Below are 24,235 nucleotides of genomic sequence, written 5' to 3'. Positions count from 1 at the left end.
TGTCGCCATGCCGGGAACACCGCCGACGCGCTTCGTCTACCTCGGGCCCGAGGGCACCTTCGCCGAGCAGGCGCTGAACACCATTCCCGCCGCCGAACGGGGCAGCCGCGCACCGGCCCGCAGCGTGCCGGAGGCGCTGGACGGCGTACGGGCCGGGGAGGCGGACGCCGCCCTGGTGCCGCTGGAGAACTCGATCGGCGGCGCGGTCGGGGTGACCCTGGACGAGCTGGCCGAGGGGGAACCCCTGGTGATCACCCGTGAGGTGATCCTGCCGGTCGAGTTCGTGGTCGCCGCCCGGCCCGGCACGGCGCTCGCGGAGGTCCGCAGCGTCGCCGCCCATCCGCAGGCGTCCACCCAGTGCCGGGGCTGGCTGCGCGCCCACCTGCCGGACGCGGTCGTGGTCGACGTGCTCTCCAACGGCGCGGCCGCGGCCGGCGCCGCCGCCGGCGAGTACGACGCGGCGATCTGCGCCCCGATCGGGGCCACCCGGCACCGGCTCGACGTGCTCGCCGACAAGATCGCCGACCACCCGGACGCGGTGACCCGCTTCGCGCTGGTGTCCCGCCCCGGCCCGCCCCCGCCGCCGACCGGCGACGACGTGACGTCGCTGGCGGTCTACATCGCCCACGACCGGGTGGGCGCGCTGCTGGCGGTGCTGATGGAGCTGGCGGTCCGGGGCATCAACATGACCCGGATCGAGTCCCGCCCGACCGGCGAGGCGCTCGGCCGGTACGTCTTCTTCCTCGACTGCAGCGGGCACGTGGCGGACGTCCGGCTCGGGGAGGCGTTGCAGGGGCTGCGCCGGGTCTGCGCCGACGTGCGTTTCCTGGGCTCGTACCCCCGGCACCGCTGGACCGCGGCGGCGGGCGACCGGCCGGTCCCCGCGCCGCCCGGCCTCTCGGACGCCGACTACGCCGACGCCGCCGCCTGGCTGGCCCGCCTGCGCGCCGGCGACCTCACCTGACGACACCGCCCCCGATCGCGGCGGACCCGGCGGGGCCGGGCGAGACGCGGGCGGGGGCGGTACGCCTGTGGGGCGCGGGTCAGCTGAGCAGGCCGCCGAGCAGTCCGCCCTGCTGTTCCTGGGCGCCGCTGCCCATGATCGGCGGCTCCTCGGAGGGCTGCACGACGACGAAGCCCTGGCCGGCGAAGCTCATCGTGAACGCCTCGCCGGTGCGCCGGCCGAGCAGCGTGCCGAGGCCGAGCTGCTCCGCCCGGTGGTAGCCGGTCTGGAGGTTGGCCGACCAGCAGACCGCCGCCTGCGGGTCGACGTAGGTGGGAGCGTCGACGTTGAGCACGACCGGCGTGCCCTTGGTGGTGATGGCGATCCGGCCGTGGCCGGTGAAGACGCAGTTGAACAGGCCCGACGAGGAGGCCATGCCGGCCCCGCCCACCATCCGGATGTCGTACTGGAGGGTGGAGTCGAACGCCAGCACGCTGGAGCCGTTGATGGAGAGCGCGTCGCCCGGCTCCAGGTCGATGACGTGCACGTCCTTGGCGAAGTCGGCGAGGAAGACGTCACCCCGGCCGGTGACCTTCATCAGCGGGACGCCCTCGCCGGTCAGCTTCTGCTTGAGGAACTTGCCGAGCCCCCCGGAGCCGAGCGCCTGGAACTGCACCTGCCCCTGGTAGGCGACCATCGACCCGACGCGGGCCATCGCCTCGCCGTTGAGTTCGATCTTCAACATCTTGGAGTTCTGCAGCCGCATGCCGGGCTGCGCGGACTCCTTCTCCAGGTTCTCCGCGGAGAAGAGCTCGCTGCGCATGGAAGTGCCTCCTGATTTCGCGATGCCTGGACCGACGGTAGGCGTACGCCGCAACCGTCGACCACCGGCCGACCGGCCCGGCCCATCCGCCGGTCGGCGCGACCCGCGGCCCGCCCGCCGGTGGCGGCACCGGTCGCGCGCCCGCTAGCCCCAGCCCAGCTCGTGCAGGCGCTCGTCGTCGATGCCGAAGTGGTGGGCGATCTCGTGCACCACCGTCACCGCGACCTCGTCCACCACGTCCTCGTCGTCGTCGCAGAGGCGCAGGATCGGGTTGCGGTAGATGAGGATGCGGTCCGGCAGCACGCCGGAGTAGTCCCAGCCCCGCTCGGTCAGGGCGTGGCCCTCGTAGAGGCCGAGCAGGTCCTCGCCGGGGGGCGGGTCGTCCTCCACCAGGATCACGACGTTGCTCATCAGGGCGAGCAGTTCCTCGGGCACCTCGTCGAGCGCGTCGCCGACCAGCTCCTCGAAGCGCTCGCGGCTCATCTCCACCGGCACGCGCCCATTCTGCCCGACGGCGCGGCCCGCGCGACCCGGCCAAGATCGGCGCGCCTCCACCGGAAGGGTGGCTCCCCGTGGAGGCGTACGCCGACGGCGGAGGCGCTCAGGAGGCGAGGCGGGCGGTCAGGGTGATCTGCGCGCCCGGGGAGAGCAGCCGGGAGATCGGGCAGTTCTCCTTGGCCGTCTCGGCGAGCTTGGTGAACTGCGCCTCGTCGATGCCCGGCACGTCGCCGACCGTGTCGAGCTCGATCCGGGTGACGGTCATCCCGGCGTCGGTCTTGTCCAGGTGGACCTTGGCGGTGGTCTCCACCGAGGAGGGCGGCGAGCCGGCCTCGGCGAGGGCCTTGGAGAACGCCATGGAGAAGCAGCCGGCGTGCGCGGCCCCGATCAGCTCCTCCGGGTTGGTGCCCTCACCCTCCTCGAAACGCGACTTGAAGGAGTAGTTCCCCTCCAGCCCGCCCTTGCCGGTGCGGACCGTGCCGGACCCCTCGGTGAGGTTGCCCTGCCAACGTGCGGAAGCGGTACGGATAGGCATGCCCCCGACGCTATCGGAAAGGGCACCCACCGGCGACCGTTCACGCTCCGCGTCCTCGGGTGCGTACTGTGTCATGATTCGGCTCAGGCCCGCGAACGCGGAAGGGTGGCCGATGTCCCAGGATCTCCCCATTCCCCGCCAGGACCACCGGTCCGACGGCACCGCCGTCGTGGAGTGGGGCGGGGCGGAGGCGGCCCCGCCGGGCCGGCTCGGGCGTACGCTCTCCGACCTGGGCCGGGACCGTCGGCTGCCGCCGCTGCTGGCGGCGCTGGGCGCGGTGGCCGCCGTCGCCTCCCTGCTCGGCGAGTGGCAGGTGATGACGATCCCCAACGCCGGCCCGCAGGGCAACACGCCGGTGCGGGTGCCGGGTGGGGTGTCCGACATCGGCGGCTTCGGGGTCGGCTACCTGGTCGGGCTGCTGGCGCTGGCCTGCGCGGTGGCGCTCGCGCTGCGCGGCACCGCTGGGGTGCGGCGCAACGTCCGGCTCGCCGGCCTGACCCTGGCCGGGGCGCTGCTGGCGCTGCTGGCCGCGACCGCCGCCTCGCTGGACGAGGCGGGCCAGCGCGTCTTCTTCTACTCGACGGACGACGGGTTCCGGGTCGAGTACGGCCGGGGCCTGGTGGCGGCGTTCGTCGCGTGCGCGCTCTTCGCGGCGGCGCTGAAGCTGGCCCCGATCGGGGCGGCCACGCCGGGCGAGGAGGCCGCCGACGAGGGAGCGGCCGCCGACGAGGGGGAGCCGGTCGACCGGCGCCGCCGGAGTCTCAGGGCCCGCGACCTGGAGGACGACGCGCTGCCCCCACCGGCCGACCTCACGGTCGGGCCGGCCGTCCCCTTCGCCCGCCCCGAGCCCCGCGACTGACCCGGCCGTCCGCCGCGCCCTCGCCGGGCCCGACCCGCTCCCGTCGCCGGCCGCCACGGAACCGGTCGGACCGGGCCGTGCCGGTCCCACCCGGCCCGCTCCGGCACCCGGCCCGCTCCGGCACCCGGCCCGCAGCCGCACCCGGCCCGCTCAGGGGGCGGCCCAGCGGACCTCGCCGTCGACCAGTTCGTCGGTGGCGCGCAGGCCGAGCCGCTCGGCCACCCGGGCGGAGGCCCGGTGGTCGGGGTGCACGTGCGCGACGAGCGCCGCGATGCCCTGCTCCGCCAGCCAGCCGACCATGCCGGCCGCGGCCTCGCCGGCGTAGCCGCGGCCCTGCTGCGGTGCCACGACCACCCAGGCCAGCTCGGCGACCGGCCGGTCGCCGTCGAGCCGCACGGTGGCCTGCACGGTCCCGACCGCGTCGCCGGTGTCCCGGTGCCGCACGACCCAGTTGAGCCAACCCTCCCCGCCGTCCGGGGACCGCCCGACCGTCTGCCGGCGGTAGCGCTCCCGCAGCTGCTCGGGGTTCGCCGGGCTGCCGCCCGTGTACTCGTGCAGGGCCGGGTCGTCGAGGAGCGGGGCGAGTTCCTCGGCGTGGTCGACACGGAGGGGCTCCAGCAGCAGCCGCTCCGTGCCGATGATCTCCGCCACCGGCCAGTCCCGCTCTCCCATCCGCCCACCGTACGGCCGCCCCGCCCGGACCGGGACGGGGACACCGACGGGCCGTCGTCCGTTGGCACCGACTTCGCCCAAAGGCAATGGTCGGTACCTGCCGCGCGAGGTACGGTTGCTGCCCGCCGTCACTCAGGGTCGAGGCACCGACGACCGAAACGGCTGGTTGCGGCGGCGGCGGGCGAAGGAGGAACGATGACCCGCCCGGGCCTGCCCAAGCTGATCGCCACCGATCTCGACGGGACGCTCGTCCGCAGCGACGAGACCGTCTCCGCGTACACCCACGGGGTGCTGGACCGGGTGCGCGCCGCCGGGATCCCGGTGGTCGGCGCGACCGGCCGCGGTCCCCGACTGGCCGAGCTCACCCGCAACGACATCCGCGCCGCCGACTTCCTGGTGATGGCGGGCGGCGGTCGCGTGGTCGACCAGAGCGACCCGGCCGGGCCGGTGGTGCTGCGCGACGAGCGCCTTTCCGCCAAGGTGCTGGCCACGCTGCTCGCCGACCTGGAGGTGGCGGTCGGGCCGCTGACGGTGATGGTCGAGGCGTCGGACGAGCACGACGCGCCGCTCTGGGGCGACTACCACCCGAGCTGGCCCTACCAGGACGCGTTCGAGGCGCGCAGCCGCGCCGAGTGCCTCTCCTGCGACGTGATCAAGGCGTTCGTCCGGACCGCCGACCACCACGTCGACGAGTTGCTCGCCGTCGCCCGGGAGATCGTTCCGCCGGAGGTCGCCACGCTCACCCAGGCGGGGCTGGGCTTCGTGGAGATCTGCCCGCCGGGGGTGGACAAGTCCACCGGGCTGGCCGTCGTGGCGCAGCGGCTCGGCGTTGACCCGGCCGAGGTGCTGGTCTTCGGCGACATGCCCAACGACCTGCCGATGTTCGCGTGGGCCGGCTGGGCCCGGGTGGCGGTCTCCAACGCCCACCCGACGGTCCGCGCCGCCGCCGACGAGGTGACGCTGCGGAACGACGACGACGGGGTGGCGGTGTACCTCGATCGACTACTGTCCCGCTGATGGGAGAAGCACCTCGGCTGATCGCCACCGACATCGACGGCACCCTGCTACGGGACGACCGCACGCTCAGCCCGCACACCGCCGACGTGCTGGCGCGGATCTCCGCGCGGGGCACGCCGGTCGTGCTGGTCACCGGCCGTCCGATCCGCTGGCTGAAGCTCGTGTACGACCAGCTCGCCGAGCCGCTGCCGGCGATCTGCGCCAATGGCGCGGTGGTCTACGACCCGGCCGCCGACGAGGTGCTCCGGGCCGACCCGCTCGCGCCGGAACTGCTCGCCGAGGTGGCCCGGCGGCTGCGCGCCGAGGTGCCCGACATCAGCTTCGCGGTGGAGATCGTCGACAGCCGGCAGATGCGGCACGAGGCGCACTACCCGCTGCGCTGGGACGCCGACCACGAGGCGATCCGGGCGGTCGAGACCCCGGAGGAGTTGCTGTCGGCGCCGGCGGTGAAGCTGCTGGCCCGGGCCGCCGACCAGGACCCGGACGCCTTCGTCGCGCTGGTCGCCGGGGCGCTGGAGGGGCTGGCCGAGGCGACCCACTCGTCGTACTCGGGGCTGGTGGAGATCTCCGCCGCGGGCGTGACCAAGGCGGCCGGGCTGGCGTGGTACTGCGCCCGGCTCGGGATCGACGCCCGGGACGTGGTCGCCTTCGGCGACATGCCCAACGACGTGCCGATGCTGACCTGGGCCGGGCGGGGGGTGGCGGTGGCGAACGCGCACCGCGCCGTCCTGGCGGTCGCCGACGAGGTGACCTCGGCGAACTCGGCGGACGGCGTGGCGGCGTACCTGGAGAAGGTCTTCGGGGTGGGCTGACGGCCGGCCGGGGGGCCCGGCCGGCCGTCACGCTCAGAGGTACTGGCCGGTGCTGTGCCCCTCGCCGCCCTGCGGCTGGCCCATGCCCGGCATGCCCGGCATCACGCCGCCGGGGCCGCTGGGCAGCGCCTGCCGGCCCGAACGCATCTGTTCGAGCTGGACCCGGGCGGCCATCTGCTGGGCGACCAGGGCCGCCTGGATGCCGTGGAAGAGGCCCTCCAGCCAGCCGACGAGCTGGGCGTGCGCGATGCGCAGCTCGCTCTCGCTGGGTGCCTTCTCCTCGGTGAAGGGCAGGGAGATCCGCTCCAGCTCGTCCCGCAGCTCGGGGGCGAGCCCCTCCTTGAGCTCGACGATCGACCGCTCGTGGATCTCCCGCATCCGGTGCCGGCTGGCGTCGTCGAGCGGGGCGGCCTTGACCTCCTCCAGCAGCTGCTTGATCATGCTGCCGATCCGCATCACCTTGGCCGGCTGCTCGACCAGTCGGGTGGGGTCCTCGCCGGCGGCCTCGTCGGTCTGCACGGTGCCGACCGGCCGCCCGTCCGGGCCGACCACCACCACCGTTCCGGAGTGACCGGTGCCGTCCTGGCCCGGCTCGTCGTTCTGTCCAGCGGAGTGCGTTTCGGTCATGGGATCCATCTTTACCCAGCCGCACGGCACACCGCGCCCGGGGACCGATCCCCGACGCCGGATCGGCGGGTGATCCGCGCTACGGTCGCGCCATGCCCGCCGACCCGCGCGCCGTACTCAGCCGCCCCGCCCCGGCCCCGGACGCCACCGTCTCCTACGGCGACCACCCGGACCATGTCGCCGACCTGCGCCGACCCGCCGGGTCCGGTCCGGCCCGGCCGCTGGTCGTGGTGGTGCACGGCGGCTTCTGGTGGGCCGAGTACGACCGGCGGCACACCGACCCGCTGGCCGCCGCGCTGGCCGCGCTCGGCCACCCGGTGGCCCAGGTGGAGTACCGCAGGACGGGGCAGCCGGGCGGCGGCTGGCCCGGGACGCTGACCGACGTGCTGACCGGCGTGACGGAGCTGCCCCGGCTGGCGGCCGAGGCGCTGCCCGGGCGGGTCGCCGCCGGGCCGCCGGTCCTGGTGGGGCACTCCGCCGGCGGGCACCTGGCGTTGTACGTGGCGGCGACCGCCCCGGCCGCCGTCGGCGGCGTACTGGCCCTGGCCCCGGTGTCGGACCTCGCCGAGGCGTACCGGCTGGATCTGGACTCCGGGGCGGTGGCCGCGCTGCTGGGCGGCGGCCCGGCCGACCTCCCCGACCGGTACGCCGCCGCCGATCCACGGTCACTGGTGCCCATTCCGACACGGACAGTAGTCATGCACGGCGCGCTGGACGAGCAGGTGCCGGTGGCGATGAGCCGCGAGTTCGTCGCGGCCGACCGGGCGGCAGGTGGCGACATCCGCCTCGTTGAGCTGCCAGAATGCGAACATTTCGGGCTCATCGACCCGGAGTCGACGGCATGGCCGGAGGTCACGGCTGCTCTTCGATCTCTACTGGAAGATCGCTAAGCATTGACGCAGCGTCGCTGACCCGGTAGAACGCCGAGGGGGCGCGATCCGCCCTGCAACGCTCCCTGGAAGGAACCCGGTGTCGCAGATGAACCGCAGGCGGGCACTCCAACTGCTGGCCGCGCTCGGAACGGCGGGTCTCGCCGCCGGCTGTGGCACCGATGCCGCCGAGGGCGAAGCGGCCAGCGACGGAAGCCCGATCAAGATCGGCCTCATCGCGCCCACCAGTGGAGGTCTCAAGGCGATCGGCGACGAGATCACCAACGGCTTCCAGCTCTTCCTCGACCTCAACGGAAACGGCCTGGGCGGACACCCGGTCACCCTGCTCACCGCCGACGAGGGCGAGAGCGTGAAGACCGGCAAGGCCGCCGTCGAGGGGCTGCTCAAGCAGGGCGTGCTCGCCCTCACCGGCGTGGTCGACTCGAACGTCATGTTCGGCATCCGGGACACCGTCGAGCAGGCCCGGGTGCCGCTGATCGGCTCCAACGCCTCGCCGACCAGCCTGCAGAGCGTCGTCTACATCTGGCGGACGTCGTACGTGCTGGACGAGGCGGGCCGGGCGCTGGGGCGCTACCTGCGGGAGCAGTTGGGATCCTCGGCGCGGCTGGCGATCATCGCGCCGGAGAACGCCGGCAGCCAGGACGTGGTGCGGGGCTTCAAGCAGGAGTTCGGCGAGTCCGATCCGCGCATCAAGGACCCGGTGACCTGGACGGGCGTCTTCACCAACCCGTCGAAGTCCGCGTACCGGGCCGACATCCGCACGGCGCTGGGCCGCAAGCCCGACGCCGTGTTCTGCTTCTACGCCGGGCCGGCGGCGGTCGAGTTCATCAAGCAGCTCCGCACCGAGGGCTTCACCGGCAAGATCTACGCCCCGGGCTTCCTCACCGAGGGCACCGTGCTGGAGGCCGTCAAGGCCGAGGAGGCGACGGGCATCCAGACCGCCCTCAACTACTCGGCCGACCTGAACAACAACGCCAACCGGCGGTTCGCCTCCGCGTACCGCAAGAAGCACGGCACCTCGCCCACCACCTACGCCATGGCCTCGTACGACGCGGCACAGGTGCTCGACCAGGCCATCCGGATCGCCGGCGTGACGCCCAACCCGCAGCAGGTCAACCTGGCGCTCGGCAAGATCGGCCAGATCGACAGCCCGCGCGGGGTGTGGCAGTTCAACCAGCCACGCACGCCGCAGCAGAAGTGGTACCTGCGCGAGGTGCAGCTCGACGGCCAGGTGCTGTCGAACGTGCTGGTCACGGAGCTGGCCACGCTCGGCTGACGGCCCGCACGACGCGCGAGGGGGCCGGCCTCCCCGCCCGGGAAGGCCGGCCCCCTCGTCGTACGCCTCGCTCAGCTCGCGCGGCTCGGCTCAGTGGCGCAGCTCGGCGATGCAGCACTTCACGCTGCCGCCGCCCTTCTTCAGCTCGGCCAGTTCGACGGGGACCGGGTGGTAGCCGGCCGCCTTCAGCTTCCCGGCCAGCCGGGTCGCCGCGCTGTTGAGCACCACGTTGAGCCCGTCGCTGACCAGGTTCAGGCCGAACGCCAGCGCGTCCTCGTCGTCCGCGACCACCGCGTCGGGGAAGAGCTGGGCGAGCACCTTCTGGCTGGCCGCCGAGAAGGCGCCCGGGTAGTAGACGATGTTCTCGTCGTCGATCGACGCCAGCGCCACGTCCAGGTGGTAGAAGCGCGGGTCGACCAGGCGCAGCGACACCACCGGGCGGCCGAGCGCCTCCTGCGCCTCGGCGTGGGCCGGCAGCTCGGTACGGAAGCCGTGCCCGGCGAGGACCAGCCCGCCGTGCGCCTCGGGCAGGTACGCGAAGTCGCCCTCGCCCTCGTTCGTCTCGCTCGGCGCGATGAACCGCCAGCCCTGCGACTCGTAGAACGCCCGGTGCGCGGCGGCCTCGGCGGCCCGCTGCTCGTGCTTGAACTGCGCGCCGTAGACGGTGCCGTCGACCACGAACGCGCCGTTGGCCGCGAAGACCATGTCGGGCAGGCCCCGCTCGGGCGTGAGCAGGTGCACCTCGTGGCCGAGGCCGACCAGGGTCTCCCGCAGCCGGTCCCACTGCTTGACCGCCAGCTCCGCGTCGACCGGGGTGCTGACGTCCATCCACGGGTTGATCGCGTACTCGACCGTGAAGTGCTCGGGCGAGCACATGAGATATGTCCGCTTTCGCGGGACTCGCTGCTGGTTCACGGTGACCAAGGGTAGGTACCGTTGAACTTTGGTAACAGCCACAACCATTGCTTCCCAGAGGCGGAACGTTGCAGATAGATGCCGTAGACCAGCGGATCATTGCGTTGCTCGTCGCGGACGCCCGCGCCTCGTACGCGGACATCGGACAACGGGTGTCACTCTCCGCCCCGGCGGTCAAGAGACGGGTGGACCGGCTGCGGGCCGCCGGGGTGATCCGGGGCTTCACGGCGGTCGTCGACCCGGCGGCCGTCGGCTGGACCACCGAGGCATTCGTCGAGCTGTTCTGCGCGGGCCGGACCACCCCGGCCCAGATCGGGGTCGCCACCCGCCGGCACCCGGAGGTGGTCGGCGCGTACACGGTCTCCGGCGAGGCCGACGCGCTCGTCCACCTGCGGGCCGCCGACATCGCGCACCTGGAGGCGGCGCTGGAGCGGCTGCGGGCCGAGCCCTTCGTGACCTCCACCCGCAGCACGATCGTGCTCTCCCGACTGGTCGAGTCCCCCGGCGTCGGGCCCTCCGGCGGCTGACCGCGCCGACCGGGCCCGGGGCGCGGCGGAAAGTGCCGGTGGTCGCCCTTGCCGCCGGTCACGAACTGCGGCGCGGAAGGTCCGGGCGGGTCGGAACCACACGCCGCGCGGCCGCGTCGAACCGGCCATGAGACGGGGAGCACACATCCTGGCGGCCGGCACGCTGGCCGCCCTCACCCTGCTCGGCGGGAGCGCGATTCCGCCGCTGCCCGGCGATCCGCCGCCACGGCACCTGCCGGCCGCGCCGGTGCTGGTCTCCTTCGACTCCTGCGCCGACGCGCTGGCCGGGCTGCGGGCCGCCGCCCGCGCGTCCGTCGGCCCGGGGGGATTCGGCGGCGGCTGGCGCACGGGGGTCGCCCTCAGCGCGGTCCCGGACGCCGCGCGGGCGGAGGCCGCAGCCGCCCCCGAGCACTCCACCACCAACAACCACGAGGCCGGCGCGGACGAGCCCGACCTGGTCAAGACCGACGGCCGGCGGATCGTGACGGTCAGCCGGGGGCTGCTGCGGGTGGTGGACCCGGCCGCCCGGCGGGAGACCGGGCGGGTCGACCTCACCGGGGCGCTGCCGGAGCTGGGGTGGGGGCAGCAGAGCCTGCTGCTGCACGGCGACCGGGCACTGGTGCTGGCCCAGGTGGGCGCCGGCGGGGCCAGGGAGTTCGCCGGGTCGCGGATCGCCGGCGTACCGCGGCTGATCCTGGTCGACCTCGCGGGCCCGCCGCGGGTGCTCGGCACCTACCGCATGGACGGGAGCCTGGTCGACGCCCGGCAGACCGGGTCCACCGCGCGGGTCGTCGTCCGCACCCGGCCCCGGCTGGAGTTCCCGTACGCGAAGCGCGGCACCGACGCGACGCGGACGGCGGCGAACCGGGCGGTCATCGACCAGGCCGGGGTGGAGGCGTGGCTGCCGGCGTACGAGTGGACGGCCGGCGCCCAGCGGCACACCGGGCGGGTCGGCTGCGACCGGCTGAGCCGCCCGCCCACCTGGTCCGGCACGTCGATGTTGACGGTGCTGAGCTTCGACCTGGCCGCCGACCGGCTCGGCGACGGCGACCCGGTCACCGTCGCCGCCGACGCGACCACGGTCTACGGCACCGGCCCGAACCTCTACCTCGCGGGCAAACGCCCGGTCACGGGTTGGCCCGCCGGGCCGCGCCGGGACCGGCCGGCGGGCGCACAGGTCACCGAGATCTACCAGTTCGACACCGGCGCGCCGGGGCGTCCCCGCTACCTCGCCGCCGGCGCCGTGCCGGGGTCGCTCGTCAACCAGTACGCCCTCTCGGAGTGGCAGGGGCACCTGCGGGTCGCCACCACCACCGGCAATCCCTGGGGCGCCCGCCCGACCTCCGAGTCCGGCGTGCACGTGCTGCGCCGGGACGGCGACGCGCTGACCCGGGTCGGCGCGGTCACCGGCCTCGGCCCGGGTGAGCGGATCTGGTCCGTACGCTTCCTCGGCGGCTCCGCGTACGTGGTCACGTTCCGGCGGACCGACCCGCTCTACGCGGTCGACCTGGCCGACCCGACCGCGCCCCGGGTCACCGGCGAGCTGAAGATCACCGGGTACTCGGCGTACCTGCACCCGCTGCCGGACGGGCGGCTGCTCGGCGTGGGCCAGGAGGCCGACCGACGGGGGCGGACGCAGGGGCTCCAGGTCTCCCTGTTCGACGTCCGCGACCCGGCCCGGCCGGCCCGGCTCGACCAGTGGCACGTGCCCGGGCAGTACTCCGCGCTGGAGTACGACTCGCACGCCTTCCTGCACCGCCCGGAGACCGGCCTGGTCGCCCTCCCGGTCGGCGACGACGTACGCCTGCTGCGGGTCACCGGGAGCGACATCGGCGAGGTCGGCACGGTGTCCCACCCCGGCGGGGCGGGCGCGGTGACCCGGTCGTTGCTGGTGAGTGACGTGCTCTGGACCGTCTCCGACGCCGGCCTGCGCGCCACCGATCCGACCACCGCCCGGAGCCTCGACTGGCTCCCTGTGACCTGATTCTCCCTCCCCGGCGGGTGGGGCCCGGTTTCTCGGGGTTTCCGGGCCCCACCCGTCTCAGCCGAGGAGGCTCCGGTCAGAGGTACATGCCGGTGCGGTGCTCACCCTGGTCACGCCTGACCGCCTTGTCGCCCTCGCCGAAGAAGCGCTTCCCGCCGAACTCGCCGTGCAGCCGGTCGTCCAGCTCGTCCGCGAGCCCCGTCATCACCTGCACGGCGAGCATCAGGTGGGTGGCCTGGAAGTTGCGGCCGAAGACCGGGATGGACGCCCACACGGTGTCGTCGGCGCAGTAGAGCCGGCCGATGGGCATCCGGTTGGTCAGCTCGGAGAGCTTCACGTAGAGCCGCTCGGTGGGCTCGACCTCGGTGAGCACCGGGGAGAAGACGTCCACCAGCGGCGGGTTGTCGCGGACCCGGACGAAGACCATCGCCGAGCCGGCGCGGATGTTGATGTCGCCGTCGGAGTCGACCTGCAACCGGTCCGAGTCCGACTTGAGCATGGTCGAGACGACCGTGCGGACCCGCTCGGCGAGCGCGGCCACGTCGCCCTCCGGGGCCTGGGCGGCGGTCGCCGCGGCGAGCGCCTCGTCCAGGTCGGCCTCCACGTCGCGGTCCGGGCCGAACTCGCTGCGCGCGGTGCCCAGCGGCTCCACCGGCAGCGGCTCCCCCTCGGCGTCGTGGATCAGGTAGACGAGGAAGGCGGGGTGCGGGGCGCCGTAGACGTCGCGCAGCGTCCGGGTGATCAGGGCCGCCAGCCGGGTGGCGTCGGTGGTGTTGCCGTCCAGCCCGAAGTGCTCGCCGGAGCCCGCCACCACGCCGGGCGGCGACCACCCGAGGGCGATCATGTCCGCCACCGCGGCCCGGTCCAGCCGGTAGCCCTGCGGCAGGGTGGCGTTGCCGACCGCGCGGGCCGCCAGCCGGCCCTCCTCGCCGACGTCGACGCTGACGGAGTAGACCGCGTCGCCGGTGCCGGAGGCGGTGGGGTCGAGCGTCAGCTCGACGTGCGTGCCCGTCGGCAGCGCCGCCAGCCGCTCGGCCAACGCCCGCGCGAACTCCCGCCACGCCTGGGTCACCTTCGCCCGCAGGTCGGCCGTGGTGGGCTCGTCGAGCAGGATCGGCTCGTGGTGTGCCGGCAGGGTGCCGGGCGTGTCACCGTTCGGCGCCGAGGGGTGGTCTGCCGTCATGATCGCCTCCGTCCGTCCAGGTCACCCTACCCACGGATCCTGGGGGACGAATCAGCCCGACAGCGATCGGACAACGACCTCAGGCGGGGCCCTCGCCGGCGCGTTCGGCGCCCAGTTCGACCGGCCACGAGGCGGCCAGCGCGCTGAGCCGGGCCGCAGCGCCCGCCGGGTCCGCGCCCCGGCCGACCGCCAGCCCGAGGAGGTACGCGGTGACGGGCGCGCCCGGCCGCAGCACCTGGTGCGCCACGTCCTTGGCCAGGTCGAGCACGGCCGGCACCGGCACCTGGGCGGGGTCAAGGCCCAGCTCGGCACAGGCCGCCGTCACCCAGTCGTCCATCACCGTCATCGCGCCCACTCCTCCGCCCGGCGTACGTCCTCGTCAGTGTCGCAGTCGAACCAGGGCGGCGGGCCGGCACCGGTCCACGGCACCTCGCGGACCCGCAGCCCGGCCAGCAGGGCCCGGATCGGCGCCCCGGCCAGCGACGCGGCACCGCCCCGCCCGGCACGGGTGGCCGGCTCAGGCGCGGTGGCCGGCTCAAGGGCGGTGGCCGGCTCAAGGGCGGTGGCCGGCTCAGGGGCGGCCCGCTCGGCGGCGAGGCGGTCCAGGGCGGCGCGCAGCGGGGCCACCCGCCACACCCCGCAGAGCGTCTGCCGCCGCCCGTCCTGGTCGACGTAGCAGGCGCCGTCGTGATCGGCGTCGAGCCGGTCGAGCAGCCCGCCGACGGCGGCACGGGTGAGCAGGGGCAGGTCGGCGGCGAGCAGTGCGACCACCGGCGTACCGGGGTCGAGCAGGGCCAGCCCGGCCGCGGCGGCGGCGACGGGACCCCCGCCCGGCGGCTCCTCCCGGGTCACCCGCACCCCGGCGGGCACCGGCCCGGGCGGGCCGACCACGATGCGCGGGGCGGCGTCGGCGACGGCGGCCAGCACCCGGTCCCGCATGGGCCGGCCGCCGATTACCCGGGCGGGCTTGTCCACGCCGCCCATCCGGCGGGCAGCCCCGCCGGCCAGCACCACCGCCGCGTACGCGTCGTCCACCCCGCCACGGTAGCCGCGCGGGGGCGGGGTGCAGGATGGCGGGATGGGACGGGCGACTGACCGACGCGGTGTGCTCCGCGTCGACCTCGACGCGGCGGACACCGGCCGCACCTCGCTACGCCGGCAGGATGCCCTCGCCGTGGAGGAGCCGCTGGAGATCCGGGTCGGTGCGGCGGGCCCCGGCCGGCGACGGCCGCTCGCGGTGACCATGCGTACGCCCGGCGAGGATCTGGACCTGGCGATCGGCTTCCTGCTCACCGAGGGGCTGATCCGTGCCGCCGACGACGTGCACACCGCGCAGCTCTGCGCCGGCGCGGAGACGCCCAACACGTACAACGTGGTGGACGTGGTGCTCGCGCCCGGTGTGCCCGAGCCCGCCACCGACCCGGCCCGGAACTTCTACACCACCAGCTCCTGCGGGGTGTGCGGCAAGGCGAGCATCGACGCCGTGCGTACCCGATCCGTCTTCGCGGTGGGTGACGACCCGCTGACCGTGCCGGCAGCGGTCCTGGTCGAGCTGCCGGACCGGCTGCGGGCGGCGCAGCGCGGGTTCGACCGCACCGGCGGGCTGCACGCGGCGGCCCTGTTCACGGCGGACGGCGAGCTGGTCGTGCTGCGCGAGGACGTCGGCCGGCACAACGCGGTCGACAAGGTGATCGGTTGGGCGGTCCGCGAGCGGCGGCTGCCGCTGGCCGGGCACGTGCTGCTGGTCTCCGGGCGGGCGAGCTTCGAACTGACCCAGAAGGCGTGGATGGCCGGCGTGCCGCTGCTCGCGGCGGTCTCCGCGCCGAGCAGCCTGGCGGCGGACCTGGCCGAGGAGGCGGGGCTGACCCTGGTGGGCTTCCTGCGCGACCGGACCATGAACGTCTACGCCCATCCCCGCCGGATCAAAGCCTGATCCACGTGCCGAGCAGTTCCAACCGGGCGGCGGCGTCCCGGGCCAGCAGGAAGCCGGCGATGCCGAGGACCCAGCCCAGCATGCTGCCGGAGGTCCGCACGATCCAGGCGTTGAGGCGGGCCAGCAGCGGCTCGACCAGCCTCGGCCCGGCCACCCGGGCCGCCAGCAGCAGCACCGCCGGCAGCACCATCACCAGGCAGTAGGCGGCGAGCAGCCCCACCACGGCCCCCGCGCCGAGCCCCGAGGTGGTCAGCAGGCCGACCGCGCCGAGGTACGGCAGCATCGTCGCCACCTCGGCGAGCGCCGCGAGCAGCGCCAGGCCGACCAGCCAGCGCGGCGAGGAGTCGCCGGCCGTGGCCCGGTCCCGCCAGCGCAGCACCCCGCCGCTGCGCCGGGGCCGCTTGCCGTCGTAGCGGAAGCTGAGCACGAACAGGCCGACCCCGAGGGCGAGCTGCGCCCAGAGCACGGGCCGGTTGTCCAGCGCGCCACCGAGCGCGTCGGCCAGCCGGCTGCCGCCCCAGACCAGTAGCAGCCCGACCGCGAAGTAGAAGGTGGCGATCGTGCCGAGGTAGGTCAGGATCCGCCGGACGCTGACCTTGCCGGGGGCGAGCAGCAGCCACACCGGGATGAAGAGCGTGCCGATGCTGGTGCTGTCGACCAGGGCCAGGCCGGCGAGCGAAAGCAGCAGTCCGACGCTCATGCCGGACGGTCGAGGGTAGCGGCATGTGATCGATTGTCGGGCGGTCCGGGACCGGTCGAGTCGCCCCGCGGGACGAACGTCGGCTACATCCTTCGACGGATGCCCGTGTTCGGGTGGGTGGTGGTGGAACGCTGTCGAGCTGCCCCGTCCATGAGACCGCCCGCGTACCGGCTAACCGCGGGCCCGCGCCCACCCGGTGAAGCGCTCGGTCAGGTCGCCCGGTGCCGGGGCGCGGTCCGACGCCGCGAGCTGTTCGCCCGCCTCCGCCTGGAGGGTCGCCAGGTGAACCAGCAGGGCCGCCCGGTCCGTCCGGTACTCGGCGAGCAGCCGCAACTTCGCGGCGGAACACGGCCAGGCGATCCCGCAGGCCGCGCAGCGCCAGGTGGGCCGGGTGGGCAGGTGCTCGGGGCGCCGCCGACTCACGCCGTCACCTGCACACGCGGGCGGCGGGCCGGGACAGCGGCCGGGAGCGTCGTACGCCAACGCACCCCCTCGCGCCGCACGTACAGCGAGCGCCGGTCCACGGCGTCGCCGCGCGCGTTCAGCTCGTAGACGTCGATCCAGCACCATCCGTGGTACGTGTGCCAGTCGGTCAGGACACGGATCACACGCACGGTGATCGGGCGGACGAACTGCGGGCTCGCGGATCGGGTCAGGCACAGGACGTCGCCGGAGGTGATCTCTCGCGGGCTCACCGTCTTTCCCTTCGTCCGTCGGCTGGAGGAGGGGGCCGCCACGGATGCTCGCCCGGCGGCGGCCCCCTCGCCGGCACGACCGGCGGGCTTCGGGTGCCTCCACCGGCTCGCGCCGTCTACACAGCACCTTGCCGAGGGTTGCCAGACAGTGACACCGCGTAGCAGTCTGTACCGGAATCATTCGGGACGTTCGAGTGAGGGATGGGGATGAACCGGGCGGTACAGGTAGCGATGGCGAAGGCCGGTGAGACTGCCGAGAGCCTTGCAGCTCAAGTCGGCGTTGACCCGAAGACGGCGGCGCGGTGGGTGAGCCAGGGACGAATTCCGCAGACCCGTCACCGTGCCCGCGTCGCCGAGATCCTGAACAAGGACATAGAGGAGCTTTGGCCGGACGCCCTGAAGCGCCGCGAGCCGGCCTGGTTCCAGCCATGGACGGACATCGAGCGCGAAGCGGCTGGGCTGCGGTGCTATGAGTCGACCGTCATTCCCGGACTGCTCCAGACCGAGGCCTATGCCCGCGCGGTGCTCGCGAGTGGTCCCCTGATAGCCGACGCAGACGGCTACGTCGAGACGCGGCTACGGCGGCAGGCTGCGGTGTTTGAGCGGCCCCGCCCGCCCCTGGCGGTCTTCGTGATCGATGAGGCAGCGTTGCGCCGAGGCGCGCCGGCAGTCATGGTGCCGCAGCTCGACCACCTGGCAGCGATGGCCGAACGGCCTAACGTCATGGTGCATGTCCTTCCGCTGGACGCGGGCCTCCACCCAGGCCAGGCGGGGCCGTTCGTGATTGCCACGACGAGGGACGGCGAGGACGTCGGCTACCTGGATGATCAGGCAACTGGACGCATCACTAATGACGTTGCTCCGCTCTGGGCCGTGTGGGATACCGTGAGATCGGTCGCGCTCCCGCGAAACCAATCCATCGACTTCCTAGAGGCAAGATCATGGCTGACCTGACCGGCGCGCGGTGGCGCAAGGCCACCCGCAGCAGCTCGAACGGCGGCAACTGCGTCGAGGTCGCCGACAACCTTCCTGGCGTCGTCGCCGTACGCGACTCGAAGGACCCGGCCGGCCCGGCCCTCACCTTCGGGCCAGCGGCGTGGCGCGCATTCGTTGCTCGGGTCGCCGAACGGGCCTGACCGCCCCCGCATGCGACGTCTCCGCACGGGGCGAACCGAGACCGTCGTCGCCGGGACGAAACGGTGTGGCGGCCGGCCGCACGACGTCCTGTCGGCATGCTGCCGCTCCGGGCGGGCACGACGGGCGAGACGGACGCGGCCGGTCCGTGGTTGACTGCCCGGCGTGGAGCTGGGCGTCGGCGAGCAGCAACTTCCGGCCATCCTGGACCTTCCGGCCGGGCCGGCCCGGGGAGCCCTCGCCGTGCTGCACGGCTCCCACGCCGGCACGCGGTCCCACTTCCTCTACGAGCACCTGGCCCGGCTGCTGCCGCCGGCCGGCATCGCGGTGCTGCGCTACGACCGGCGCCCCCGGGTCGACGGTCACGACGTGCCGCTGACCGCTCAGGCCGACGACGCGGCGGCGGCCCTCGACGTGCTGCGCCGGCAGGTCGGCGACGCCCCCGTCGGGCTGTGGGGGTTCAGCCAGGGGGCTTGGGCGGCCGCGTTGACCGCCAGCCGGCACCGGGTCGACTTCCTCGTGCTCGTCGGGTGCAGCGGCGTCAGCCCCGCCCGGCAGATGCGGTACGCCACCGCCGAGCAGCTTCGCCGTCACGGGTACGGCGACGCCGACCTCGCCCACCTGAGCCGGCTGCGTCGGGTCGCGGAGACGTACCTGCGCGGCGGGCTGCCCCGCTCGGTCGCCCAGGCGGAGCTGGACGCGGCCGTCGAGCGGCCCTGGTTTCCGCTGGTGTACCTGCCACGTGAAGTGCCGGAGCCGGGTGCCTGGGCCGACATGGACTTCGACCCGGAGCCGGTCTTCGCGGAGCTGTCCTGCCCGGTGCTGCTCTGCTACGGCGAGACCGACGCCTGGACGCCGATCGAGGAGAGTCTGGCGGTGTGGCGCCGGGCCGCCCGCGCCGCCGAGCTGACTGTCGCCCGGCTGACCGGCTGCGACCACGCGCCCACCGTGGACGGGGCCGGAGTCAGCCCGCAGTACGAGCAGGTCCTGCTCTCCTGGCTCGACCGGCGGCTCCCCGCCCGGGGATGACCCGGGCCGGCATGCGTCGGCCCGGCACCGGCGGGTCAGCGGGGGCCCCGACGGGTGCGCCTGCGGCGTAGCACGCCGGGCACTTCGACCGCCGGCCAGCCGTCCAACGCGGACGGTGGCACGCCCCGGCGGAGCAGGTCGTCGAGGAGCAGCGCCAGCGAGTGGTCGGGGTGCTCGGCCAGCGCCCGTTCCAGGGCCACCGCCGCCAGTGCCCCCTGCCCCGCCCGCCAGGCCGCGAACGCCAGCAGCGCCGCCGGCGCGGCGATCAGCTCCGGCCCGGCCCGGCGCAGCACGTCGGTCCAGAGCGCGATGTCCTCGTCCCGCCCGTCCGTGCGCTCCCACGCGTGGTCCCGGACGGTGACGTGGGTCAGCAGCAGGCTCAGCCAGGCCACCTCGTCGTCGCCGAGCCGCTGCCCCCGCCGGTGCCGGCGCAACGCGCCACGTACCGCCGCCACCCCGGCGGCCCGGACCGCCCGCCCGTCGCGCAGCTCCGCCGGGGGCGTCTTGTCGAGCAGGGCCGCCAGGCGCCGCTCGGCGCGGACGGCGGCCCGGCGCATCGCCACCCGGCCCGGGCCGTCGACCGGGGCGACCTGCGCGACGAGGGCGGCCCGGTCGGGCAGGGCGACCTGGCCGGCGAAGACGGCCGCCGCGCTGACCTCGCTGGCCCCGGCGTCGAAGCGGGTGCCCTCCGGCGGGCAGCACTCCGGCTCCGTGCAGACGTACGACCAGTAGCGGCCCTCGGTGACGCGGAGGGCGTCGAGCACGGGCAGCCCGGCCACGGCCAGCGCGGCGCGCACGGCGTCGACGGCGGGGGTGACCCGGGCGGCCGGGCCGTAACCCAGGACCGTGGCGGTCTCGACGCCCTGCCGGGCGATGACGTCGGCGAGGTGCCGGACGGGATCGTGCGGGTCTGCCAGGTCGGGCAGGTCGGCGCGGGCGGCGAAGGTGATCCGGCGGCCCCGCATGGCGACCACGACCACGCTGTCGGCCGGGTGGAAGCCGAGCAGGTAGGGCACGGCGGCGATGAGGTCGGCAGGGGAACGGACGGCGAGCCGGGGGCGGTCGGTCGAGGTCATGGCAGGAGCCTGCGGCGCGGGCGAAGCCGCCGGCAGCCCCTGTGGACGACACGCGGGTTATCCACAGACACGGAGCGTGTCGCACCAGCTCAGGCGCTCACGCCCCGACGCGGGTCGGGCTGGTCCGCCACCAGGGACGCCAGCTCGCTGCGGGAGCCGACGCCCAGCTTGGGGTACGCCTTGTAGAGGTGGTAGCCGACCGTGCGTGGGCTCAGGAAGAGCTGTGCGCCGATCTCCCGGTTGCTCAGCCCTCGGGCGGCCAGCTGCACCACCTGGTGTTCCTGCGGGGTCAACCGCTGCACGGCACCCGTGTCGGCGGCCCGGACGCTCTCCCCGGCGGCGCGCAGTTCGGCACGCGCCCGCGCGCTCCAGGGCCGGGCCCGGAGCCGGTCGAAGATCTCCAGCGCCGAGTGCAGCACGATCCGCGCCTCGCTGATCCGGCGCGCCCGGCGCAACCACTCGCCGTGGAGCAGCTCGGTGCGGGCCCGTTCGAACGGTGGGCCGCCCTGCCGGTGCAGCGCCACCGCCTGGGCGTACCGGTCGTCGGCGTTGCCGTCCAGCAGTGCCTGGCACCGCAGCGCGACCGCCCGCGTCCACGGCTGGCGGACGTGCGCGGCCCATTCGGCGTACTGCCGGGCAGCGGGGAGCCCGTCCGCCGGCCGATTCACCCGTACCGCGGCCTCCACCAGGTCGGGAAGGCTGGCCATCGCGCCGCCACGGTGCCGCGCTGCCAGCATCCCGGAGAGCCGGCCGAAGGCCGCCTCGTACCGGCCGAGGCCCAGGTCCAGCAGGCTCAGCGCGCCCGCCGCGTGGACGTTGCCCGGCGTCACACCCCGCGCTATCGGTTCCGCGGTCAGCTCGACGCACCGCTCTTCGTCACCCCGGACGGCGGCCAGGGCGGCCAGCACGGTGTTCAGGTAGACCGCGTGCCGGCGCTGCCCGGTGTCCGCCGCGATCCGCAGGCCCTCCGTGGCGTTGGCCTCCGCGTCGTCGTGCCAGCCGGACATGAGCTGGGTGCGGGCGAGCAGCGGGAGCACCGAGGCGAGCAGGCCGGCGGCGCCCTGCTGACGGGCCGTGTCGGCCAGTCGCGCCGCGATGTCGTGCGCGCTGTCGAGGTCGGCCAGCATCAGGTGCCACCACCCGATGTCGAGCAGCTCCAGGTGCTGCGCGCAGCCGGTCGTCTCCTCGACTAGCACCCGCAGCGGCCCGACCGAGGCGTCGGAGAGGGCGTTCTGCGCGGCGAAGACCCGGGACAGCGCGCTGACGAGGTGTGCGCTGGGCACGCCCAACTCCTCGGCCCGGGCGGCGGTGCGGTCCAGCGCGCCGAAGTCGCCCGCGTTGGCGGCCGCCCGGCCGGCGCGGAAGAGCAGGTGACCGGCCCGGCGCGGGTCGAGGGAGGCCACCGCCACGGCGGCGTCGGAAAGCAGGCGGTGGGCCTCCTTCGGGCGGTCCCGCGAGTCCAGCACGGTGGCGCGGACCAGGGCGATGTCGGCCAGTTGCACGGGATCGGTGACGTAGTCGGCGGCCTGGTCGGCCAGCGCCGCGGCCCGATCCAGCTGGCCGGCGTCGGCGGCCGCCTCCGCCGCCGTGGTCAGCCGTTGCCCGCGCCGGGCCCGGTCCGCGGTGAGCGCGGCGGCCCGCTCGCACATCGCCGAGACCGCAGCGCTCACCCGGGGCGACCCGCTCCGGGCGGCGGCCTCCAGGGCCTGCGCCGCCTCCTCGTCCGGGCCGATGGCCATCGCCGACCGGTGCCAGGCGTACGAGCAGACGTCGCCCCGGGCCGCGTAGACCGCCGCGAGCGCCTCGTGCGCCGCCATCCGGCTGCCGGCTTCCGCGGTCTCCCGCAGCGCCGTACGCACCAGCGGGTGGCGGAACACCAGCCGGCCCTCCACCAGCCGCACGAGCTGCGCCTGCTCGGCGGGGGTCAGGTCGTCCCGGGTGCAGCCGAGGCGTTCGGCGGCCGGGAGCACCACGGCGGCGTCGGCGGTGGACGCGTCGGCGGCGACGCCGAGCAGCCGCCGGGTCGCCTCGGGCAGCCGCCGCACCCGCTCGGCGAAGACCTGGTGAAGCCGCTGGTAACGCGAGGACGGCACGCGCCGCGGCTCGCCGTCCAGGGGCAGTTCCAGCAGGGCGAGCGGGTTGCCCTGCGCCTCGGTGAGCAGGTCCGACCGGAGGTAGCCGGGCACCGGCTCCGGCCGTTGCGCGACCAGGGCGGCGGCCGCCGCCTCGTCCAGCGGCCCGATCGGCAGCTCCGGCAGGCCGACCGGGTCGAACGGGGACGGCTCGTCGGCGCGGACCGCGACGACCACCGCGATCGCCTCGGCGTCAAGCCGACGCACGGCGAAGAGCAGCGCCTCTGCCGAGGCCGCGTCGAGCCAGTGCGCGTCGTCGACCAGGCAGAGCAGCGGGCGTTCCTCGGCCAACTCGGCCAGCAGGGTCAGCACGGCCAGCCCGACCAGGAACCGGTTCGCGTCGCCGCCGGTCTCCTGGCCGAGCGCCGCCCGCAGCGCCCGGGCTTGGGGGGCGGGCAGGGCGTCCAGCCGGTCGGTCTCCCGGCCGAGCAGCAGGTGCAGCCCGGCATAGGGGAAGCCCGCCTCCGACTCGATCCCGTCGGTGCGCAGCACCCGCATGTCGCCGGCCAGGTGCGCGGCGTGGTCGAGCAGCGCGGACTTGCCGATCCCGGCCTCACCGCGCAGGACGAGCACCCCGCTGCGCCCGGACCGAACCTGCCCGAGCAGGGCATCGATCCGGGCGATCTCCTCGGTCCGGCCGTGCAGCACGGGAGTCAAGGCTACGCGGCCATCGTCGCGCTCATCGCCTGGTGAAGCGTCTCCTCCGACAGCGCGCCGTTGAGCGTACGGCCGGCGATCCGGAACACCGGCACCCCGCGTACGCCCTCGGCGCGCACCCGGGCGAGTGCGGCGCGTACGTCGTCGTCGCCACCGTCCTGCCAGGCGACGCCCACCTCGCCGGCGAGCCGGCGCAGCGTGGCCGGGTCGGCGACGTTGAGTTCGTCGGTGTGGTGGGCGCGGAACAGCCGCTCCACCATCGCCTCGCCCCGCCCCTGCCGGGCGGCCACCGCGATCAGGCGGTGCGCGGGCAGCGTGTCGGACCACACCGCGTGGCGGTGCCGGAACGTCAGCCCCTCGCTCGCCGCCTTCGACTCGATGCCGGCGACGGCGTCGTCCGCCCCGCCCCGAAGGCTCGGCGCAGCACGTCGATCTTCGGTTCGCCGTCGGCCGTGGCGCGCGGGTCCAACTGGAATGGCCGGAACCGTACGGTCACCTCCCCGCCCCCGGCCCGGATCCGGGCCGCCGCACGCTGGAACCGGGCGTAGGCGAAGCACGACCACACGCACGGCACGTCGAAGACGAACTCCACGTCCATCGTCCGCTCCTTCTCTCCGTCGTCCCCGGGTCAGGCCGTGTACGGGGCGCGCTCGCGGGCCTCCCGCAGCGCCCGGCCCCACCAGCCGAGCTGGTCCAGGACGGTCTTGGCGGCGTTGTTGCAGCCCTGCGGCTCCACCGGCGTCCCGGACTCGTCAAACCTGTCCCAGCAGCCGTGGAAGCTGACCGTGTCCCGCACGGTCGTGGCGTGTACCTCGGCGAAGACCTGCCGCAGGTGCTCCACGGCGCGCAGGCCGCCGGAGACCCCGCCGTAGGAGACGAAGCCCACCGGCTTCGCGCGCCACTCGTCGCGGTACCAGTCGATCGCGGCCTTGATCGAGGCCGGGTAGCTGTGGTTGTACTCCGGCGTGACCACCACGAAGGCGTCGGCGGCGGCCAGCCGCGGCGCGAGCGCGTCGACCACCGCCGGCTGCGGCGCGCCGAACGCGGTGAGCGTCGCCGGCAGGTCGACCTCGGCCAGGTCGATCACGTCGACGTCGAAGCCGCCGTGCTGGCGCGCCTGGTCGACGAACCAGGTGGCCACCACCGGGCCGAAGCGCCCCTCCCGGGTGCTGGCCACGATGACGGCGAGACGCAACTGCTGCGTGGTCATGGATGTTCTCCCAGGTCGATCGGGTGTGTGCCGACCACGCTAGGCAGCCGGCGGCGCCCCGCCATCTGTCAACCGACCGGTCACGATCCGGGCCGCGGCCCCGGTGGC

29 protein-coding genes are annotated in these 24,235 nt (G+C 74.7%); 12 read left to right on the top strand and 17 right to left on the bottom strand.

All coding sequences use genetic code 11. The features are described 5' to 3' along the window. The first annotated feature begins 7 nt into the window (after positions 1 to 7). Positions 8 to 964, top strand: coding sequence for a prephenate dehydratase (gene pheA / locus ABZ793_RS02075; RefSeq protein WP_357450450.1), 957 nt, complete (start codon positions 8 to 10; stop codon positions 962 to 964). A 79-nt stretch (positions 965 to 1,043) separates the two neighbouring features. Here the strand turns inward: pheA and ABZ793_RS02070 are convergent, their stop codons facing one another. The 3 genes from ABZ793_RS02070 to ABZ793_RS02060 form a co-directional block, all read right to left on the bottom strand. Continuing rightward, positions 1,044 to 1,766 (bottom strand): AIM24 family protein, encoded by a 723-nt coding sequence (locus ABZ793_RS02070; RefSeq protein WP_350678421.1) that lies wholly within the window; start codon positions 1,764 to 1,766, stop codon positions 1,044 to 1,046. A gap of 144 nt (positions 1,767 to 1,910) precedes the next feature. After that, positions 1,911 to 2,255, bottom strand: coding sequence for a metallopeptidase family protein (locus ABZ793_RS02065; protein WP_350702725.1), 345 nt, complete (start codon positions 2,253 to 2,255; stop codon positions 1,911 to 1,913). Positions 2,256 to 2,367: 112 nt separating this feature from the next. Then, positions 2,368 to 2,799 (bottom strand): OsmC family protein, encoded by a 432-nt coding sequence (locus ABZ793_RS02060; RefSeq protein WP_357450446.1) that lies wholly within the window; start codon positions 2,797 to 2,799, stop codon positions 2,368 to 2,370. Positions 2,800 to 2,911: 112 nt separating this feature from the next. Here ABZ793_RS02060 and ABZ793_RS02055 point away from each other — a divergent pair, with 112 nt between their 5' ends. Continuing rightward, a complete protein-coding gene (locus tag ABZ793_RS02055) occupies positions 2,912 to 3,658 on the top strand; it encodes a hypothetical protein (RefSeq protein WP_357450444.1) in 747 nt (248 codons plus the stop codon). A gap of 150 nt (positions 3,659 to 3,808) precedes the next feature. Here the strand turns inward: ABZ793_RS02055 and ABZ793_RS02050 are convergent, their stop codons facing one another. After that, entirely contained in the window at positions 3,809 to 4,330 is a 522-nt protein-coding gene (locus tag ABZ793_RS02050; protein ID WP_357450441.1) for a GNAT family N-acetyltransferase, read from the bottom strand. A 195-nt stretch (positions 4,331 to 4,525) separates the two neighbouring features. Here ABZ793_RS02050 and ABZ793_RS02045 point away from each other — a divergent pair, with 195 nt between their 5' ends. Continuing rightward, a complete protein-coding gene (locus ABZ793_RS02045; RefSeq protein WP_357450438.1) occupies positions 4,526 to 5,347 on the top strand; it encodes an HAD family hydrolase in 822 nt (273 codons plus the stop codon). Then, positions 5,347 to 6,159, top strand: coding sequence for an HAD family hydrolase (locus ABZ793_RS02040; protein ID WP_357450435.1), 813 nt, complete (start codon positions 5,347 to 5,349; stop codon positions 6,157 to 6,159). Before ABZ793_RS02045 ends, ABZ793_RS02040 begins: the two co-directional genes overlap by 1 nt. A gap of 33 nt (positions 6,160 to 6,192) precedes the next feature. Here the strand turns inward: ABZ793_RS02040 and ABZ793_RS02035 are convergent, their stop codons facing one another. Then, the gene (locus ABZ793_RS02035) at positions 6,193 to 6,795 is read right to left on the bottom strand and encodes a bacterial proteasome activator family protein (protein ID WP_357450432.1); all 603 of its coding nucleotides are present in this window, start codon (positions 6,793 to 6,795) and stop codon (positions 6,193 to 6,195) included. Between the two features lie 83 nt (positions 6,796 to 6,878). Between ABZ793_RS02035 and ABZ793_RS02030 the strand changes: the two genes are divergently transcribed. Continuing rightward, complete coding sequence (locus ABZ793_RS02030; protein WP_357450429.1) at positions 6,879 to 7,676, top strand: alpha/beta hydrolase; 798 nt, start codon at positions 6,879 to 6,881, stop codon at positions 7,674 to 7,676. A gap of 79 nt (positions 7,677 to 7,755) precedes the next feature. Beyond that, positions 7,756 to 8,952, top strand: coding sequence for an ABC transporter substrate-binding protein (locus ABZ793_RS02025; RefSeq protein WP_357450426.1), 1,197 nt, complete (start codon positions 7,756 to 7,758; stop codon positions 8,950 to 8,952). A 90-nt stretch (positions 8,953 to 9,042) separates the two neighbouring features. Here ABZ793_RS02025 and ddaH read toward each other — a convergent pair whose 3' ends face one another. Further along, positions 9,043 to 9,876, bottom strand: a complete 834-nt coding sequence (gene ddaH / locus ABZ793_RS02020; RefSeq protein WP_357450423.1) for a dimethylargininase — start codon at positions 9,874 to 9,876, stop codon at positions 9,043 to 9,045. Positions 9,877 to 9,935: 59 nt separating this feature from the next. Between ddaH and ABZ793_RS02015 the strand changes: the two genes are divergently transcribed. Beyond that, complete coding sequence (locus tag ABZ793_RS02015; protein WP_350702553.1) at positions 9,936 to 10,394, top strand: Lrp/AsnC family transcriptional regulator; 459 nt, start codon at positions 9,936 to 9,938, stop codon at positions 10,392 to 10,394. Between the two features lie 127 nt (positions 10,395 to 10,521). Further along, positions 10,522 to 12,378 carry a beta-propeller domain-containing protein gene (locus ABZ793_RS02010; RefSeq protein WP_357450420.1) on the top strand — a complete coding sequence of 619 codons (1,857 nt, stop codon included), beginning with the start codon at positions 10,522 to 10,524 and terminating at the stop codon, positions 12,376 to 12,378. 76 nt (positions 12,379 to 12,454) lie between these two features. Here the strand turns inward: ABZ793_RS02010 and ABZ793_RS02005 are convergent, their stop codons facing one another. The 3 genes from ABZ793_RS02005 to ABZ793_RS01995 form a co-directional block, all read right to left on the bottom strand. Further along, a complete protein-coding gene (locus ABZ793_RS02005; protein ID WP_357450417.1) occupies positions 12,455 to 13,561 on the bottom strand; it encodes a hypothetical protein in 1,107 nt (368 codons plus the stop codon). 79 nt (positions 13,562 to 13,640) lie between these two features. Continuing rightward, positions 13,641 to 13,907 (bottom strand): DUF6457 domain-containing protein, encoded by a 267-nt coding sequence (locus ABZ793_RS02000; protein ID WP_350702548.1) that lies wholly within the window; start codon positions 13,905 to 13,907, stop codon positions 13,641 to 13,643. Next, the gene (locus ABZ793_RS01995) at positions 13,904 to 14,596 is read right to left on the bottom strand and encodes an NTP transferase domain-containing protein (protein WP_357450414.1); all 693 of its coding nucleotides are present in this window, start codon (positions 14,594 to 14,596) and stop codon (positions 13,904 to 13,906) included. Before ABZ793_RS01995 ends, ABZ793_RS02000 begins: the two co-directional genes overlap by 4 nt. Before the next feature lie 43 nt (positions 14,597 to 14,639). Here ABZ793_RS01995 and fdhD point away from each other — a divergent pair, with 43 nt between their 5' ends. Next, positions 14,640 to 15,494 carry a formate dehydrogenase accessory sulfurtransferase FdhD gene (fdhD, locus tag ABZ793_RS01990; protein ID WP_357450411.1) on the top strand — a complete coding sequence of 285 codons (855 nt, stop codon included), beginning with the start codon at positions 14,640 to 14,642 and terminating at the stop codon, positions 15,492 to 15,494. Here the strand turns inward: fdhD and ABZ793_RS01985 are convergent. From ABZ793_RS01985 to ABZ793_RS01975, 3 genes are all read right to left on the bottom strand, one after another. Next, a complete protein-coding gene (locus ABZ793_RS01985) occupies positions 15,484 to 16,194 on the bottom strand; it encodes a GAP family protein (protein WP_357450408.1) in 711 nt (236 codons plus the stop codon). The two genes, fdhD and ABZ793_RS01985, sit on opposite strands and share 11 nt — an antisense overlap. 171 nt (positions 16,195 to 16,365) lie before the next feature. Continuing rightward, a complete protein-coding gene (locus ABZ793_RS01980) occupies positions 16,366 to 16,617 on the bottom strand; it encodes a flavin reductase (RefSeq protein ID WP_357450404.1) in 252 nt (83 codons plus the stop codon). Continuing rightward, positions 16,614 to 16,889 (bottom strand): hypothetical protein, encoded by a 276-nt coding sequence (locus ABZ793_RS01975; protein ID WP_357450401.1) that lies wholly within the window; start codon positions 16,887 to 16,889, stop codon positions 16,614 to 16,616. Before ABZ793_RS01975 ends, ABZ793_RS01980 begins: the two co-directional genes overlap by 4 nt. A gap of 207 nt (positions 16,890 to 17,096) precedes the next feature. On the opposite strand from ABZ793_RS01975, the gene ABZ793_RS01970 reads away from it, so the two are divergent. The 3 genes from ABZ793_RS01970 to ABZ793_RS01960 all read left to right on the top strand — a co-directional run bounded on the left by ABZ793_RS01970 (position 17,097) and on the right by ABZ793_RS01960 (position 19,052). Next, positions 17,097 to 17,843 carry a helix-turn-helix transcriptional regulator gene (locus ABZ793_RS01970; RefSeq protein WP_357450398.1) on the top strand — a complete coding sequence of 249 codons (747 nt, stop codon included), beginning with the start codon at positions 17,097 to 17,099 and terminating at the stop codon, positions 17,841 to 17,843. Continuing rightward, entirely contained in the window at positions 17,831 to 18,025 is a 195-nt protein-coding gene (locus tag ABZ793_RS01965; protein WP_350702536.1) for a DUF397 domain-containing protein, read from the top strand. The genes ABZ793_RS01970 and ABZ793_RS01965 overlap by 13 nt, the downstream gene beginning before the upstream one ends. Positions 18,026 to 18,188: 163 nt before the next feature. Next, entirely contained in the window at positions 18,189 to 19,052 is an 864-nt protein-coding gene (locus ABZ793_RS01960) for an alpha/beta hydrolase (RefSeq protein WP_357450394.1), read from the top strand. 35 nt (positions 19,053 to 19,087) lie between these two features. On the opposite strand, the gene ABZ793_RS01955 is transcribed toward ABZ793_RS01960, so the two are convergent. The 5 genes from ABZ793_RS01955 to ABZ793_RS01935 all read right to left on the bottom strand — a co-directional run bounded on the left by ABZ793_RS01955 (position 19,088) and on the right by ABZ793_RS01935 (position 24,127). Continuing rightward, positions 19,088 to 20,128: a DUF4192 domain-containing protein gene (locus ABZ793_RS01955; protein WP_357450391.1), complete on the bottom strand. Its 1,041-nt coding sequence runs from the start codon at positions 20,126 to 20,128 to the stop codon at positions 19,088 to 19,090. A gap of 89 nt (positions 20,129 to 20,217) precedes the next feature. Then, positions 20,218 to 22,908 carry an AAA family ATPase gene (locus ABZ793_RS01950; RefSeq protein ID WP_357450388.1) on the bottom strand — a complete coding sequence of 897 codons (2,691 nt, stop codon included), beginning with the start codon at positions 22,906 to 22,908 and terminating at the stop codon, positions 20,218 to 20,220. Positions 22,909 to 22,919: 11 nt separating this feature from the next. Continuing rightward, a complete protein-coding gene (locus ABZ793_RS01945) occupies positions 22,920 to 23,246 on the bottom strand; it encodes a DsbA family protein (protein ID WP_357450385.1) in 327 nt (108 codons plus the stop codon). 20 nt (positions 23,247 to 23,266) lie between these two features. Beyond that, positions 23,267 to 23,515: a DsbA family protein gene (locus tag ABZ793_RS01940; RefSeq protein ID WP_357450382.1), complete on the bottom strand. Its 249-nt coding sequence runs from the start codon at positions 23,513 to 23,515 to the stop codon at positions 23,267 to 23,269. A 30-nt stretch (positions 23,516 to 23,545) separates the two neighbouring features. After that, positions 23,546 to 24,127, bottom strand: a complete 582-nt coding sequence (locus tag ABZ793_RS01935; RefSeq protein WP_357450380.1) for an NAD(P)H-dependent oxidoreductase — start codon at positions 24,125 to 24,127, stop codon at positions 23,546 to 23,548. Positions 24,128 to 24,235 lie beyond the last annotated feature (108 nt).

The sequence above is a fragment of the Micromonospora sp. NPDC047465 genome (assembly GCF_040643125.1).
Lineage (GTDB): Bacteria > Actinomycetota > Actinomycetes > Mycobacteriales > Micromonosporaceae > Micromonospora.
The sequence above is the reverse complement of the archived record's forward strand: the minus strand, read 5'-3'. Positions and strand labels throughout refer to the sequence as shown.